We start from the raw sequence: 15706 nt of genomic DNA on the forward strand, positions 1-15706 counted from the left end.
AGCTGACGTTCGCTGAGACAGGATCCGCGGACCTGCATCCTGGCCCCAGCGCAGCGGAACACCACGCAGATCCCGATGCGCCCTGAACCTCCGGCCTCCCCGTCGTCCGATGACATCGCCGGCCTGCGCGAGCGGCTGGCCCGCGTCGAAGCCGAGCGCGACGCCGCCCGGGCGGCGCTGCTCGAGTGCCAGGCCACCAACGATCGCCTGCTGTCGACGCTGGACGCCTGCAGCGACGGCATCCTGGTGATACGCCCCGATGGCACGCGCTTCTTCAACATCCGCACGGTCGAGATGTGGGGACTGCCCGAGCTGGAGCTCGAGCAGCTGGACACCCAGGCGCTGCGCAAGGTCATGGCCGCGCAGCTGGTCGACCCGGAGGGGTTCCGCCGCCTGGTGGCGGCCACGGAAGCGGACCGCCGCCGCACCAGCACCGACCTGCTGGAATTCAGGGACGGGCGCGTGATCGAACGGCGCGTCCATCCGCAGGTGCTGCATGGCCGCGCCGTCGGCAGCGTGCTGATCTACCGCGACGTGAGCCGGCAGGCGCAGCACGAGCGCGAGATGGCCTTCAACAGCCAGGTGCTGGAGAACTCCGGCCCGATGCTGTGGATCGATTGCGCGACCGGCGTGGTGACCTGGGCCAATCCGGCGATGTGCGAGCACCTGGGCTACTCGCGCGAAGAGATGCTGGCCTTGTCGATCGAGCAATTCAGCGACATCTCCGCCCAGCAGCGGCGCGAGGTTTCGCGCAGCGCCGCGCAGGGGCGCATCGCCAGCTTCACCGCCCGCCACCGGCGCAAGGACGGCGACTGGCGCGACGTCGATGCCACGATGTTCCTGGCCGAACACGGCGGCCGCGCCATGTTCGTGGCCAACGTCAAGGACACGACCGAGGAGAAGGCGGCGCAGCGCGAGGCGGCGCGCCAGCAGACGCTGCTGGCCGCGCTGATCGACTCCATCCCCGACCCGATCTTCTACAAGGACATGGACGGCGTGTACCTCGGCTCCAATGCCGCGCACTGCCGGCGCCAGGGCCGCACGCGCGAGCAGATCCTGGGCCGCACCTGCGAGCAGCTGTACCCGGCCGAGCGGGCGGCGGCGGTCCGGCTGCGCGACAACGCCACGCTGGCCACCCTGCAGCCGCGCGTGACGGAGGAATGGATCGTGCACGGCGACGGCCGCGAGGTGCTGTACGAGACGCTGACCGCGCCGATGTGGGGGCCGCAGGGCGCCCCGATCGGCATGCTGGGCGTCTCGCGCGACATGACCCAGCGCAAGCGCGCCGAGGCGGAGCTGCGCGACGCCAGGGACGCGGCCGAGGCGGCCACGCGCTCCAAGTCGGACTTCCTGGCCAACATGAGCCACGAGATCCGCACCCCCATGAACGCCATCATCGGCCTGTCGCACCTGGTGCTCAAGACCGAGCTGGGGCCCAAGCAGCGCGACTACCTGCAGAAGGTGCAGTCGGCCGGCCAGCACCTGCTGCGGGTGATCAACGACATCCTCGACTTCTCCAAGGTCGAGGCCGGCAAGCTGGAGCTGGAACGCGGCGAGTTCGACCTGGAGGAGCTGCTGGACACCACCAGCAGCCTGCTGGCCGACTCGGCCGAGCGCAAGGGCCTGGAGCTGGTGATCGAGGCCGAGCCCGAGGTTCCGCGCCTGCTGCAGGGCGACTCGCTGCGCCTGGGCCAGGTGCTGCTCAACCTGGCCGGCAATGCGGTCAAGTTCACCGAGCGCGGCGAGGTCGGCATCGGCGTGGCGGTGCGCGAGCGCCAGGGCGGCGAGGCACTGCTCGAGTTCCGGGTGCGCGACACCGGCATCGGCCTGTCCGCCCACCAGTGCGCGCGCCTGTTCCGCAGCTTCTCGCAGGCCGACATGTCGATCACCCGCACCCACGGCGGCACCGGCCTCGGGCTGGCGATCAGCAAGCGCCTGGCCGAGCTGATGGGCGGCGAGATCGGGGTCGAGAGCGAGCCCGGCAAGGGCAGCACCTTCTGGTTCACCGCGCGGCTGGGCGTCAGCGCCCGGCAGGTGCGCGAAATGCTGCCCCGGCCCGACTTGCGCGGCCGGCGGGCGCTGGTGGTGGACGACAGCTTCTACGCCCGCGCGGCGCTGGTCGACCTGCTGCAGGAGATGACCTTCGAGGTGAGCGAAGCGGCCGGCGGGCTGGAGGCGATCGACGCCGTGCGCACCGCCGCCATCGAGGGCCGCCCGTACGACGTGGTCTATCTCGACTGGCGCATGCCCGGCATCAACGGGGTCGACACGGCGCGCCGCATCCGTTCGCTCGGCCTGCAGCAGCCGCCGATCCTGATGATGGTGTCGGCCTACAGCCGCGAGGAGCTGATGAGGGAAGCCGAGCGCGTGGGCATCGAGACGGTGCTGGTCAAGCCGGTGCGCCCGTCCTCGCTGCACGACGCCACCATGGACGTGCTGGCCCGCTCCCTCGGGGTGCGGTCCGCCGAGCGCGAGGTCGACGTGGCCGGCGACGCGCCGCTGCAGCCCGATTGCCTGGCGTCGATCCGCGGTGCGCGCATCCTGCTGGTCGAGGACAACGACATCAACCAGCTGGTGGCGCAGGAGATCCTGGGCGAGGCCGGGCTGGAGGTGACCGTCGCCGAGAACGGCCAGGTCGCGCTGGAGATGGTGCAGAGCGCGTACTACGACCTGGTCTTCATGGACATGCAGATGCCGGTGATGGACGGCGTGACCGCCACCCGCGAGATCCGCAAGATCGCCCGGCTGGCGCGGCTGCCGATCGTGGCCATGACGGCCAGCGTGATGGCGCACGACCGCGAGCAATGCCTGCAGGCCGGCATGAACGACACCGTCACCAAGCCGATCGACCCCAAGGTGCTGTGGGCGGTCCTGCTGCGCTGGATCGCGCCGCTGCACCCGGCGGGCGGCGCCAGGGCGCAGCAGGGCGCCGCGCGCACCGGCCGGTCGGAATGGGACGGCATCGCCGGGCTGGACGCGGACCAGGGCCTGGCGGTGGCCTGCGGCAACCGCCAGCTGTACCGCGATCTGCTGGCGCGCTTCGTGAGCGGGCAGGGGCCGGTGCCGGTGCAGATCCACGACGCGCTGGCCAACGGCCAGATCGGCGACGCCGAACGGCTGGCGCACACGCTCAAGGGCGCGGCCGCCAACGTCGGTGCGGCGCCGGTGGCGCAGTTCGCGGCGCAGCTGGAGGTGGCGCTGCGCAACTACGAACCGCCGGCCGCCGTGCAGGAGCGGCTGCGCGGGCTGGAGCGGACGCTCGGTTCGCTGGTGGCCGCGCTGGCGGCGCGCCTGCAGGCCGAGCCGGCGGCGCCCGAATCAGGAAGCGGTCATTCGTGATCGAAGTGGGCGGCTGGTCGCCAGCCGGGCCGAAGTGATGGCGGGCTTTCGGCCCCGCGCGCGCCCGAGGTGGTGCTGCTCGACGTGACGCTGCCCGATCCCGCCAGCAGCCCGGCGGACGGCGCCGACCCGTGGACCAACGCCGACGCCACCGCCCCGGGCGACCGGCCCGTCGTCTGAGGCCGGCGCCTCAATCCGGCGCGAGGTGCGGCGCCAGCGCCGCCAGCAGGGCCGACAGCGCCGGTTCCAGTTGCGCCAGCTGCGCCAGCGTGTCGTCGACCCGCGCCTGGCCGCGCAGCGCGGACTCCAGCTCGGCGGCCAGTTGCTCGATGCGGGTTGCGCCCACCTGCGCCGACGATCCCTTGAGCGTGTGGGCCATGCGCGCGGCGGCGGCGCGGTCACCGCGCGCGAGCGCGCCGCGCAGCTCGGCGCCGAAGCCCCCGCTGTGCTGCAGGTACAGGCGCAGCAAGGCCTGGTAGAGCGGCGTGCGGCCGCCGCACTGGCGCAGGCCGCGCTCGATGTCCAGCCCGGGCACCACGGGCGGCAGCTGCGTCATCCGGCCAGTGCCGGCTCGCGCGGCTCGGCGGTGGCCGGGTCGATGACCGCCATCACCTTCGAGACGCTGTCGGCCGGGAAGCCGCCGCGGCGGGCGTGCTCGCGGATCAGCTCTTCGTTCTGCGCGTGGTAGACGCAATAGATCTTGTCGCCGGTGACGTAGCTCTGGATCCACTGGACCTGCGGTCCCATCGCTTCCAGCACGTCGCAGGACTTGCGCGAGATCGCCTGCAGTTCCTCCGGCTTCAGGCTGCCGGCACCGGGCAGCGTTCGTTCGATCACGAATTTCGGCATGGTCGTCTCCTGCTGGGTTGGGCGCTCCAAGCTACGCCCAAAGGCCGTAACGCGGTGTCAGCGTTGGTGAATGCACCGGCACGCCGGGCGCGCGCTCAACCGGCATCGAAGGCGGCGCGCAGCCATTGCACGCGGCCTTCCTCCAGCGCGACCACGTCGAAGCGGCAGGGCGGCGGCGCCGCGAACCGCAGCAGGAAATGGCGCGCGGCGAACACGATGCGGCGCTGCTTGAGCGCGCCCACGCTGGCGGCGGCGCCGCCGAAGTCGCGCCGGCCGCGCCGCCGCACCTCGATGAACACCAGCGTGGCGCCGTCGCGCATCACCAGGTCGATCTCGCCGCCGCCGCGGCCGGGGGTCCGATAATTGCGCGCCACCAGCCGCAGCCCGGCCTCCAGCAGGTGGGCCAGCGCGCGGTCCTCGGCGGCGTCGCCCGCGGCCTTGGTGGTGGGCCCGGCCGCGCGGCCGGCTGCACTCCTGAACATCGCGAAGGGTCCCCTTGTCCAGCGCTTCTTCCTACGCCGCCGCCCGGCAGGCCGCCCGCGAAGCGGCGGGCGCCCAGGATTATCCGAAGGGGGCCCTGTATGTCGTGGCCACGCCCATCGGCAACCTGGCGGACATCGGCCTGCGGGCGCTGCACGTGCTGGCGCTGGCCGACCGCATCGCCTGCGAGGACACCCGCCACACCCAGTCGCTGCTGCGTGCCTACGGGCTGGAGCGCGCCGCCGGCACGCTGCTGGCGCTGCACCAGCACAACGAGGCCGAGGCCGCGCAGCAGGTGATCGGCCGGCTGCAGGCGGGCGAGCGCATCGCCTATGCCAGCGACGCCGGCACGCCGGCGGTCAGCGACCCCGGGGCCCGGCTGGCCGCGGCGGTGCAGGGCGCCGGGCTGCGGGTGGTGCCGATCCCCGGGCCGAGCAGCGTGACGACGCTGCTCAGCGCCGCCGGCTGCCTGCACGACGGCGGCTTCGTGTTCGCCGGCTTCCTGCCCAGCAAGGCGGGCGAGCGCGACGCCGCCGTCGCCGCGCTGGCGCAGGAAGCCCGCGCGGTGGTGCTGCTGGAGGCGCCGCACCGGATCGAGGCGCTGGCCGCCGCGCTCGCGGCGCTGGACGAGCGGCCGGTCACCGTCGGGCGCGAACTCACCAAGCAGTTCGAGCAGGTCGCGACCCTGCCGTGCGCGCAGTTGCCGGCCTGGCTGGCCGCCGACGCGCAGCGCACCCGCGGCGAATTCGCGCTGGTGCTGCACGGCGTGGCGCAGGCCGCGCGCGCCGACGACGGCGAGCGCGTGCTGCGCCTGCTGCTGGCCGAGTTGCCGGTGAAGACCGCCGTCAAGCTGGCCGCCGACATCACCGGTGCGCCGCGCAATGCGCTGTACGAGCAGGCGTTGCGGTTGAAGAGCGGTTGAGATTTCCCGCTCCCTGAGGTTTCGTCTGCGTCATCCTCCGCGCAGGCGGAGGATCCAGCCCAACGCGCCTGCGGCTCCGCAATCGCCCGCGAGGAGTGCATCGCGGGTGAAAGGACGCGTTGAGCGGTCCCTCAGATCGCCAGCGGATCCACGTCCACCGCCCAGCGGATCAGGCCCTTGCAGCGGCGCGCCTGCAGCAGCGGCTGCCAGCCCGCCAGGAAGCGCTGCAGCGCCGGCCGGGACGCACTTTCCACCAGCATCTGGGCCCGCTCGACGTTGGCCACCCGCTGCACCGCCATCGGCACCGCCGGGTACACGGTGACGTGCGGCGCTTCGGGCAGTTGCTGGGCGGCCTCGGCCGCCTCGCGCAGGAAGCCCTGCGCCACCTCCTGGGTACGGGCCTCGGCCCGCACCAGCGCCTGGTAGGCGAACGGCGGCATGCCGGCAGCCTCGCGCTCGTCCAGCTGCTGGGCGGCGAAGGCCGGGAAGTCGTGCCGCCTCAGCGCGGCGAACAGCGGGTGCGCCGGGTGCCAGGTCTGCACCCACATCTGGCTGTGGCCGGCCTGCCGCGCATCGCGTCCGGCACGGCCGGCCGCCTGCATCAGCAAGGCAAACAGCCGCTCGGGCGCGCGGAAATCGCTGGAAAACAGCGCCGAGTCGGCGTTCAGCGCCGCCACCAGCGTGATGCGGCGGAAGTCGTGGCCCTTGGTGACCATCTGCGTGCCGACCAGCACGTCCACCGCGCCCGCATGGACCGCGCCGAGTTGCGCCTCCAGCGCGCCCTTGGCCCGGGTGCTGTCGGCGTCGATGCGCGCGATCCGCGCCGGCTCGCCGTCGGGCCGGCGGGTGCCGGCGAACAGCTGCGCCAGGTGCTCCTCCAGCCGCTCGGTGCCGCGGCCCAGCGGCGCGATGTCCAGGTTGCCGCACTGCGGGCAGGCGCGCGGCACCCGCTCGCTGAAGCCGCAGTGGTGGCAGCGCAGCGTGCGGTCGATCTTGTGGAACACCCGGAACGCGCTGCAGTGCGGGCACTCGCTTTTCCAGTCGCAGGCGGTGCAGGCCAGCACCGGCGCGTAGCCGCGGCGGTTGAGGAACAGCAGCGACTGCTCGCCGCGGGCGATGCGCTCCTCGATCGCCGCCGCCAGCGCCGGCGCGAGGACCGTGCCCTTGGGCTGCAGGTTCATGTCGACCAGCCGCACCTGCGGCAGCGGCCCGGCACCGATGCGCGAGGGCATGGCCAGGCGCGCGTAGCGCCCGCGCTCGCTCGCCTGCCAGCTCTCCAGCGAGGGCGTGGCCGAACCGAGCACCACCTTGGCGCCGTCGAGCTTGCCGCGCACCAGCGCCAGGTCGCGCGCCGAATAGCGCGCGCCCTCCTGCTGCTTGTAGCTGGGGTCGTGCTCCTCGTCGACCACCACCAGCGCCAGCCGCGGCAGCGAGGCGAACACCGCCATGCGCGTGCCCAGCACGATGCGGGCGGCGCCGGTGTGCGCGGCCAGCCAGGCCTTCAGGCGCTGCGGATTCGTCATGCCGCTGTGCAGCGAGACCACGCCGGCGTCGCCGAAGCGCTCGCCGAAGCGCGCCTGCAACTGCGGCGTGAGGTTGATCTCCGGCACCATCACCAGCGCCTGCGCGGTGGGATCGGCGCCCAGGGCCTGCGCCACCGCCTGCAGGTAGACCTCGGTCTTGCCGCTGCCGGTGGCGCCATGCAGCAGGAACGGGCCGGGTTCGGCGCCGATGCGCTGCAGCGCGGCGGCCTGCTCGTCGGTCAGGGCCGGCGCCGGATCGACCGCGGCGCCGCCGCCGGCGGCGGCCGCGCGGCGCAGCCGGCGCTGCCATTGCTCGGGGCTGAGTTCGCGCAGTTGCGGCGGCAGCGCCGCCAGCGCAACCTCGCCCAGGCTGCGCTGGTAGTAGGCGGCCGCGAACGCCACCAGTTCGCGCCAGGCCGAGGCCAGCGGCGGCAGCCCGTCCAGCACGCCGGCCACCGGCTTTTCCTCGCGCGCCGGCCCGTCCGGCTCGTCCGGCGCCTCGCCCCAGACCACCCCCAGCACCTCGCGCCGGCCGAGCGGCACGCGCACCAGGGTACCGGCTGCAAGCGGGAGCTCACTTCGATAGCTGAGCGGCCCGCCCACCGTGCTGTGGGCCGGCGTCGGCACCACGATCGCGAGTCGATGCAGGGGCTCGGCCATCCGTTACGCCGGCTTCCTCAGGCCGATCTGCGAAATGTCAGCCAAGTCCTTGATTTGCAAGCTCTTTGCCTCTGTTCAGGATTTCTGTGGATAACTTTGTTGATAGAACCTGCGTCGAGCTCGGCAACCCCCGAAAAATCAAGGATTTGGCTGGACTGCACGCAAAAGCGGCATTCTCACAACATCAAGAAAATCAAGCACTTAGCGCAGCTATGGGTTTCGTAGCGCGGCCGTGTGCGGCAACGCTCACTCGTTGCGCCGCAACACGGTTTTTGTGCATAAGTCAAGCCGCGCCGGCCCGCTCGTCGCCCCGTCCACTGGGGTATGTCCCGATGACGTGGCTTCAGGCGGCGACTTGCCGGGCCGAATGCCGGTGCACCGCCTCGACCAGCACCTGCACATGTTCGGGCGGGGTGTGCTGGCTGATGCCGTGGCCCAGGTTGAAGATGTGGGTGGGGCCGGTGCCGGCGCCGGCATGGGGCGCCCCGAAGCTGGCGAGCGTGGCGCGCACCGCTTCGTCGATGCGCTCGGGCGGCGCGAACAGCACGTTGGGATCGATGTTGCCCTGCAGCGCCTTGCGCTCGCCGACCAGCGCCCGCGCCCGGCCCAGGTTCACGGTCCAGTCCACCCCCAGCACGTCGCAGTCCAGCGCCGCCATCTCGTCCAGCCAGAGCCCGCCGCCCTTGGTGAAGACGATGCGCGGGATGACCTGGCCCTCGTGTTCGCGCTTGAGGCCCGCCAGCACCTGCCGGGTGTAGGCCAGGCTGAAGTCCTGGAAGGCGCCGTCGGCCAGCACGCCGCCCCAGCTGTCGAACACCATCACGGCCTGCGCGCCGGCCTCGATCTGCGCGTTCAGGTAGGCGGTGACGGCGTCGGCGTTGACCTGCAGCAGCCGGTGCATCAGGTCGGGCCGGCCGTACAGCATGGACTTGACCAGCCGGTAGTCGTCCGAGCCGCGGCCTTCCACCATGTAGCAGGCCAGCGTCCAGGGGCTGCCGGAAAAGCCGATCAGCGGCACCCGGCCAGCGAGCGCCCGGCGGATCGAGGTGACGGCGTCGAACACGTAGCGCAGCTTGTCCAGGTCGGGCACGGCCAGCGCCTGCACCGCGGCCTCGTCGCGCACCGGGCGGGCAAAGCGCGGACCCTCGCCGGCGGCGAAATCCAGGCCCAGCCCCATGGCATCGGGCACGGTCAGGATGTCGGAGAACAGGATGGCCGCGTCCAGCGCGTAGCGGTCCAGCGGCTGCAGCGTGACTTCGGTGGCGTAGTCGGGGTTCGTCGCCAGGCCCATGAAGCTGCCCGCCCGCGCCCGCGAGGCCCGGTACTCCGGCAGGTAGCGGCCCGCCTGCCGCATCAGCCAGACCGGGGTGTAGGGCGTCGCCAGCCGTTGGCAGGCGCGCAGGAAGGTGTCGTTCTTCAAGGGGGCAAAAGACATGGGCCGATTGTCGCAGGCGTGAGCCCGCCGGACGGTTCCGGCGGCCGGCCCGGGGTCGTCCGGGCCGCGACCGGCGCCCCTATCATCGCGGCCCGATGGACGCGCGTTTCGAACAGGCCAAGGCCTTCTTCCTGCAGGGCCTGGGGCACTACCAGGCCGGCCGCTTCGAGGCGGCCGAGCGCGACTTCGGCGCCTCGCTGTCGCTGCTGCCCGGCCGCCTCTCGACCCTGACCAACCTGGGGGCCACCCGCCTGAAGCTGGGCCGGGTGGAGGAAGCGGCGCAGCTGCTGCAGGAGGTCCTGCAGCAGGAGCCGGACAACGCCGAAGCGCTGGGCCACCTGGCCGCGGCGCTGGCCGAGATGGGCCGGCGCGAAGCGGCGCTCGACGCCGTGCGCCAGTCGCTGGACCATGCGCCGGGCAGCGGGGCCGGCTGGCTGCTGCGCGCCACGCTGGCACGCGAGCTCGGCTCGATCGAGGAGGCCGCCGGCGCCTACCGGCAGGCGCTGGCGCACGGGGCCGACCCGGAGCTGGTGCGTTTCGGCCTGGCCGCCGTGCAGGCCGGCGACGACACCCCGCCCGCCCCGCCGGCCGCTTACGTGCAGACGCTGTTCGACAGCTATGCCGAGGGCTTCGAGGAGCACCTGGCGGGCGCCCTGGGCTACCGGGCGCCGCAGGTGCTGGCGGCCGGGCTGGGCCGGGCGCGCTATCGCAGCGCCCTCGATCTGGGCTGCGGCACCGGCCTGTGCGCGCCGCTGCTGCGCGCGCGCTGCGACCGGCTGGAGGGCATCGACCTGTCGCCCCGCATGGTCGAGCAGGCGCGCGGGCGCGGGCTGTACGACGAAGTGCAGCCGGGCGATCTGGCCGGGTTCCTGGGCAGCACCGGGCGCCGCTACGACCTGCTGCTGGCCGCCGACGTGTTCATCTACGTCGGCGCGCTCGAGCGCGTGTTCGAGGGCGCCGCCCGGGTGCTCGAGGCCGGCGGCGAGTTCTGTTTCTCGCTCGAGGATGCCGGCGACCGGCCCGGGTTCGTGCTGCAGTCCAGCCTGCGCTATGCGCATGGCGAGGCCTATGTCCGTGCGCTGGCGGGACCATGCGGCTTCGAACTACAAGCGATCGAGCGCGGGCCCCTGAGGATGGACGCTGGCCAGCCCGTCGCCGGGCTGTTCGCCTGGCTGCGCAAGGGCGGCGCTGCCGGCTTGCCGGCCCGCGGGTCCGCCGGCGGGTAGCGGCGGCCGCCTGCGCCGGACCGGGCCTGCCACAAGGAGCAAGGCCAGCCATGCATCGTCCTGTCATCCCTTCCCGGCTCCTGGCCGTGGCGGCGGCACTGGCCGCCGCCAGTGCGGCGGCGCAGGTGACGCCCTCCGAGCCGTTCGGCGGCCGGCCCTTCGGCGCCAGCGGCGCGAGTGGGGCGCTCGCACCAGCACCGGCCCCCTTGCCGGCGGGTACCGCTGCAGTACCCGCGCCGGCCCCGCCGCCCGCCCTGGTGATGGAGCCCGCGGCGCCGGTGGTGGTGCAGCCCCAGGCGCCGGTGATCGTGCAGCCGCCGGCTCCCTCGACCGCCGTCATGGGCGCAGGGCCCGCTGGCGGCGCCGGCCGGCCGGACGACGCCGGCGCGGGCTCGTCCATGCCCCTGCCGGGCGGGGCGCCGCAAGGCAGCGCGCCGCCGCCACAGACGGGCACGGCGCGCGCCGGCGGCCCGGCGCTGCCGCAAGGCATGGCGCCGCCCCCCAGCGCTCCGCCACCGGCTCCGCCACCGCCGGCACCGGTGCCACCGCCACCGCCGGCCATGAGCCCCGCGCCGGCCACCCAGCCCTTCAGCGCGCCGCGGCCCGGCGGCCCGGCCGCGGCTGCGCCGGCACCGGCGCAGTCCGCGGTGAAAGGCCTGCCGCCCGACGCGCCGCGGCTGGTGATCACCGGCTCGGTGTACTCGGCCGATCCGGCGCAGCGCCGCTTGATCGTCAACGGACAGGTGTTCCGGGAAGGGGCCGACCTGGGCTCGGGCGTGACGCTGCAGAAGGTGCAGCCGGACAGCGCGGTGCTGGGCTTCCGGGGCCAGAACTACGACGTGTACTTCTGAGCGTCGCCAGCCTCGGAAGGGGCGCGCGCCCGGATCGAAGTGCAGCGCCGGCGATGCCCGGCGCTGCCTGCCCGGTCGCTCAGGCCACCGCCTTGCGCAGCGCCTGGTCGATGTCCCACAGGATGTCGTCCACGTCCTCGATGCCCACCGACAGCCGGACCATGTCGGCGCCGACGCCGGCGCGTTCGAGCTCGGCTTCGTCGAGCTGGCGGTGGGTGGTCGACGCCGGGTGGATCACCAGCGTCTTGGCGTCGCCGATGTTGGCCAGGTGGCTGAGGAATTCGCAGGCGTCGATGAAGCGCTCGCCGGCCTTGGCCGGGTCGGGCGCCTTGATGCCGAAGGTCAGGATGCCCGAGCAGCCGGGCCGGCCATCGACGGCGCGGAACTGCTTCTTCGCCAGCGCGTGGTCGGGCGAGCCGGGCAGGCCGGGGTAGTTGACCCAGCCGACCAGCGGATGCTCGCTCAGGAACTCGGCCACCCGCTGGGTGTTGCGGCAGTGCGCCTGCATGCGCAGGTGCAGCGTCTCGATGCCCTGCAGGATCAGCCAGGCGTTCAGCGGCGACAGCGTGCCGCCGAAGGTGCGGTTGACCTCCATGCGCGCCTTCATGGTGTAGCCGAAGTCGCCGAAGGTCTCGTGGAACCTGACGCCGTGGTAGGCCCGGCTGGGCTCCAGCATCTCGGGGAACTTGTCGCGCGACAGCGGCGAGCCCCAGTCGAACTTGCCGGATTCCACCAGCACGCCGGCCATGGTGGTGCCGTGCCCGCCCAGGTACTTGGTGGCGCTGTGCACCACGATGTCGGCGCCGAAGGCGAACGGGTTGCACAGGTAGGGGCTGGCCACGGTGTTGTCGATCACCAGCGGCAGCCCGTGGGCGTGGGCGATGGCGGCGACCGGCTCGATGTCGAACACGTTGACGCGCGGGTTGCCCAGCGTCTCGCCGTACAGCGCCCGGGTATTCGAGCGGATCGCGCGGCGGAACTGGTCGGGGTCGCGCGGGTCGACGAAGGTCGTCTCGATGCCCAGGCGGGAGAAGCCGACCCCGAGCTGTCCCACCGTGCCGCCGTACAGCGTCGACGCCGCCACGATGTGGTCGCCGGCTTTCAGGATCGCCAGCAGGGCGGTCATCTGCGCCGCCATGCCGGTGGCGCAGGCCAGCGCGGCACGGCCGCCTTCGAGTGCAGCCACGCGCTCTTCCAGCACCGCCACCGTGGGGTTGCTGATGCGGCTGTAGACGTTGCCGAAGGTCTGCAGGTTGAACAGGCTGGCGGCGTGCTCGGCCGAGTCGAACACGAAGCTGGTGGTCTGGTGGATCGGCGTGGCGCGCGCGCCGGTCACCGGATCGGGGATGGCGCCGGCGTGGATGGCACGGGTGCCGAAGCCGAAATCGTGGTCCTGGGCCATGTCAATAAGGCAGTTGCTGCGGCCGGCGCGCGGAGATCACGCGGGTGTTGACGCCGGCCCAGTTGAGGCCGCCGAACAGGCGGGCGTGCTCGATCTTGACGCAGCGGTCCATCACCACGTCCAGGCCGGCGGCGCGCGCCTTGTCCGCGGCGGCTTCGTGCACCACGCCCAGTTGCAGCCACAGGCACTTGGCGCCGATGGCGATGGCCTCGTCGGCGATCGGCGGGATGTCCTCGCTGCGGCGGAAGCAGTCGACCATGTCGATCGTCGTGCCTTGCGCCGCCAGCGCCTGGGCGGCGGCCGTGACGCTCGGGTAGCAGCGCTCGCCCAGGATCTCGTCGGCCTTGGGGTTGACCGGCACGATGCGGTAGCCGTGCGCCTGCATGTACTTGGCGGCGAAGAAACTGGGCCGGTGCCATTGCGGCGACAGGCCGACCACGGCCAGGGTGCGGCAGCTGGCCAGGATGCGCCGCAGATCGCTGATGGAGCTCATGCGACCAGTGTACGCAGGGCCCCGCAAACGCGCCGCCGTCCTACCTGCCCGCACGCTGGCTCAGCCTAAGGTGAACCGCGTGCAACCTGACGACACCGACGACATCCTGCCGCCGATCCGCCGCCGCCTGCTCCTCAAGTTCACCGCCGCCTCCGCCGCAGCCACCGCGCTGCCGGGCTGCCTGGGGCGGGACGGCGAGGCGCAGGCCACCCAGCCGGGCTTTTCCATCGGCACCAACCTGTCGGGCATGGAGTGGCCACAGCCGGGCATCCGGCGCGGCAACAGCACCCTGCCCAACCTGCACTTCACGGTGCCGCGCCGCGCCGACATCGCCTGGCTGGCGGCCCAGGGCTTTCGCCGGAACCGGCTGCCGGTGCTGTGGGAGCTGCTGCAGCCGGTGCTGTTCGACAGCCGGCCCGACGCCGCCGCCCGCGCGCTGGTCGGCGAGCCGGGCGCGTTCCACCCGCTCTATGCGCAACTGATCACCGACGTGCTGGACGCGCATGCGGCGGTCGGCGCCACCTGCCTGCTCGACCTGCACAACTACGGCCGCTACCGCGACTTCCGCTACCGCGACGATGGCAGCGTGCCCGGCCTGCGCCGGGGCCTGACGCCGCTGCACCGCGCCTTCACCGAAGACCCGCAGGGCCTGCGCGAGCGCATCTTCTCGCTGGCCCCGGGCGCCACGTTGACGCAGGCCCACTTCGCCGATGTCTGGCGCCGCGCCGCGCAGCGCTGGCAGGGCCACAAGGGCCTGGCCGGCTTCGGCCTGATGAACGAGCCGCACGACCTGCCCCGGCCCGGCGGCACCGAAGCGAGCGAAGGCGGCGGCGAGGACCTGGCGATCTGGCCGGCCTACGCGCGCGCGGCGATCGAGGCCATCCGCCAGGTGGACGGCGGCACGCCGATCTACGTCGGCGGCAACGAGTGGAGTTCGGCCATGTCCATGGCCGGGCGCAACCCGGGCTTTCCGCTGGCCGGCGAGCGCCTGGTGTACGAGGTGCACCTGTACCTGGACGCGGCCAGCAACGGCCACGCCTTCGACTACGACAGCGAGCGCCGCAAGGGCTTCAGCGCCGGCCTGGGCGGCCGTGCCATCGATGCCGACACCGGCGCCAAGCGCCTGGCCATGGCCGGCGACTGGGCGCGCGAGCACCGGCTGCGGCTGGCGCTGACCGAGATCGGCATGCCGGTGGACGACCCGCGCTGGCAGCCGATGTTCGAGCGCACCCTGGCGCGCGCAGCGCGCGACGGCGTGGAGGTCTACAGCTGGATGGGCGGCAACCACTGGCCGATCCGCAACTACCCGATCCACCACGTGCCCGGCTGGTACCAGGACCGCACCCTGGTGCCGGCGGTGGCCGGGCCGATGCAGCAGGCGGCCGGCATTGCCGCCGCCACGCTGTACGACGAAGGGCCGGGCTGGGCCGAGGGCGGCCGCGCGGTGGAGATCACGCTGCAGGCGCGCGGCTGGCTGCGCGAGCCGCTGACGGTGGGCGTGCGCGCCAGCAGTGGCAAGCTGTCGGCCGACCGCATCACCTTGCCGGCCGGCGCCAACACCGCCGCCCGCTACCGCTTCACGCCGCAGCCCGGGCGCATCGCGACGCTCGGCTACGTCGCCGAAGGCATCGCCGTGCCGCCGCCGCGCAAGGTGTATGCGCTGGCCGACCCGGTGGCCCACGCCGGGCGCGACCTGGCCGAGGCCGCCCATGCCATCCTGGCCCGCTACGGCGCCAGCAAGTGGGAGATGGCGCACGCCTGGACCGACTACGTGGGCGGCGCGCCGGCGCAGGACGGCCAGCCGGTGCGCGCGGTGGCCGATTCGGGCTTCGGCTCCAGCACCGCCAGCGCGATGGAGATGCTGTGCTTCATCAACACCGACAACCCGGATGCCGGAGCGATCCGCCCGCCGCTGCTGCGCGTGGTCGAGGGGCGCCGGGCAATCGACACGGCGGCGCCGGGCGCCTGGGGACTGTGGTGCAAGCAGCGCGCGCCGGCCGCCGGCGTGCAGCCGCACCCGCGCAACCGCGTGCCCTACGACCTCGAGGGCGAGTACTTCGCCCTGGCGGCGATCCGGCTGCCGCGGGCGAATGCCGGCGGCGTGGTGTTCCAGGCCTCGCGCGCCGAGGCGCGCCAGGCCAGCGAACTGCTGCTGGAAGGCGGCGTGGCGCTGGCCCGCTGGACCGACGCGGGCGGCCGGCAGGCCGTGCTGCGCGCGCCCGAGCGGCTGCAGCCGGGCCGGGCGGTGCTGGCGCTGACCAGCGCGCCGGGCTCGCAAGCGCTGCGCATCGACGGCCGGCCGGTGGCGCAAGGCAGCGACCGCTTCGCGCCGGCCGTGTTCGACCAGATGCTGATCGGCTGGGGCTTCGTCGACCACTACCCGCAGGAGAGCCTGCGCGGGCTGGTGTTCGGCGCCATCGCCGGCAGGGGCCGGCCGAGCGAGGCGGAACTGGGCGTGCTGGAACGCTACCTGGCTGCGCTGGCGGCCTGAGCGAGGCGCTGGTCAGGCCTGCCTGCGCGCGGAAC

The 15706-nt window shown here is 73.2% G+C and carries 12 protein-coding genes; 5 read left to right on the forward strand and 7 right to left on the reverse strand.

All coding sequences use genetic code 11. The features are described 5' to 3' along the window. The first annotated feature begins 75 nt into the window (after positions 1-75). Positions 76-3339 (forward strand): PAS domain-containing hybrid sensor histidine kinase/response regulator, encoded by a 3264-nt coding sequence (locus PE066_RS12995; RefSeq protein ID WP_271232960.1) that lies wholly within the window; start codon positions 76-78, stop codon positions 3337-3339. Positions 3340-3529: 190 nt separating this feature from the next. Here the strand turns inward: PE066_RS12995 and PE066_RS13000 are convergent, their stop codons facing one another. From PE066_RS13000 to PE066_RS13010, 3 genes are all read right to left on the reverse strand, one after another. After that, a complete protein-coding gene (locus PE066_RS13000) occupies positions 3530-3895 on the reverse strand; it encodes an Hpt domain-containing protein (protein ID WP_271232961.1) in 366 nt (121 codons plus the stop codon). Continuing rightward, positions 3892-4188: a DUF4242 domain-containing protein gene (locus tag PE066_RS13005; protein WP_271232962.1), complete on the reverse strand. Its 297-nt coding sequence runs from the start codon at positions 4186-4188 to the stop codon at positions 3892-3894. The genes PE066_RS13000 and PE066_RS13005 overlap by 4 nt, the downstream gene beginning before the upstream one ends. Before the next feature lie 95 nt (positions 4189-4283). After that, on the reverse strand, positions 4284-4670 hold the full coding sequence (locus PE066_RS13010; RefSeq protein WP_271232963.1) for a YraN family protein: 387 nt from the start codon (positions 4668-4670) through the stop codon (positions 4284-4286). 14 nt (positions 4671-4684) lie between these two features. On the opposite strand from PE066_RS13010, the gene rsmI reads away from it, so the two are divergent. Next, positions 4685-5590 (forward strand): 16S rRNA (cytidine(1402)-2'-O)-methyltransferase, encoded by a 906-nt coding sequence (gene rsmI / locus PE066_RS13015; RefSeq protein WP_271232964.1) that lies wholly within the window; start codon positions 4685-4687, stop codon positions 5588-5590. 131 nt (positions 5591-5721) lie between these two features. Here the strand turns inward: rsmI and PE066_RS13020 are convergent, their stop codons facing one another. Together PE066_RS13020 and hemE are read right to left on the reverse strand one after the other, a co-directional pair. Further along, positions 5722-7773, reverse strand: a complete 2052-nt coding sequence (locus PE066_RS13020) for a primosomal protein N' (protein ID WP_271232965.1) — start codon at positions 7771-7773, stop codon at positions 5722-5724. 343 nt (positions 7774-8116) lie between these two features. Then, complete coding sequence (hemE, locus tag PE066_RS13025) at positions 8117-9208, reverse strand: uroporphyrinogen decarboxylase (protein WP_271232966.1); 1092 nt, start codon at positions 9206-9208, stop codon at positions 8117-8119. 95 nt (positions 9209-9303) lie between these two features. On the opposite strand from hemE, the gene PE066_RS13030 reads away from it, so the two are divergent. Together PE066_RS13030 and PE066_RS13035 are read left to right on the forward strand one after the other, a co-directional pair. Beyond that, positions 9304-10434, forward strand: a complete 1131-nt coding sequence (locus PE066_RS13030; RefSeq protein ID WP_271232967.1) for a tetratricopeptide repeat protein — start codon at positions 9304-9306, stop codon at positions 10432-10434. A 50-nt stretch (positions 10435-10484) separates the two neighbouring features. Then, on the forward strand, positions 10485-11285 hold the full coding sequence (locus PE066_RS13035; protein WP_271232968.1) for a general secretion pathway protein GspB: 801 nt from the start codon (positions 10485-10487) through the stop codon (positions 11283-11285). Positions 11286-11364: 79 nt separating this feature from the next. On the opposite strand, the gene PE066_RS13040 is transcribed toward PE066_RS13035, so the two are convergent. Continuing rightward, positions 11365-12687, reverse strand: a complete 1323-nt coding sequence (locus tag PE066_RS13040) for an O-acetylhomoserine aminocarboxypropyltransferase/cysteine synthase family protein (protein WP_271232969.1) — start codon at positions 12685-12687, stop codon at positions 11365-11367. A gap of 1 nt (position 12688) precedes the next feature. Beyond that, positions 12689-13180 (reverse strand): CoA-binding protein, encoded by a 492-nt coding sequence (locus tag PE066_RS13045; RefSeq protein ID WP_271232970.1) that lies wholly within the window; start codon positions 13178-13180, stop codon positions 12689-12691. 79 nt (positions 13181-13259) lie between these two features. On the opposite strand from PE066_RS13045, the gene PE066_RS13050 reads away from it, so the two are divergent. Continuing rightward, on the forward strand, positions 13260-15671 hold the full coding sequence (locus PE066_RS13050; protein ID WP_271232971.1) for a glycoside hydrolase family 5 protein: 2412 nt from the start codon (positions 13260-13262) through the stop codon (positions 15669-15671). The last annotated feature ends 35 nt before the right edge of the window (positions 15672-15706 follow it).

Origin of the sequence: Ramlibacter tataouinensis (genome assembly GCF_027941915.1) — a bacterium.
GTDB classification, from domain to species: Bacteria; Pseudomonadota; Gammaproteobacteria; order Burkholderiales; family Burkholderiaceae_C; genus Ramlibacter; species Ramlibacter tataouinensis_C.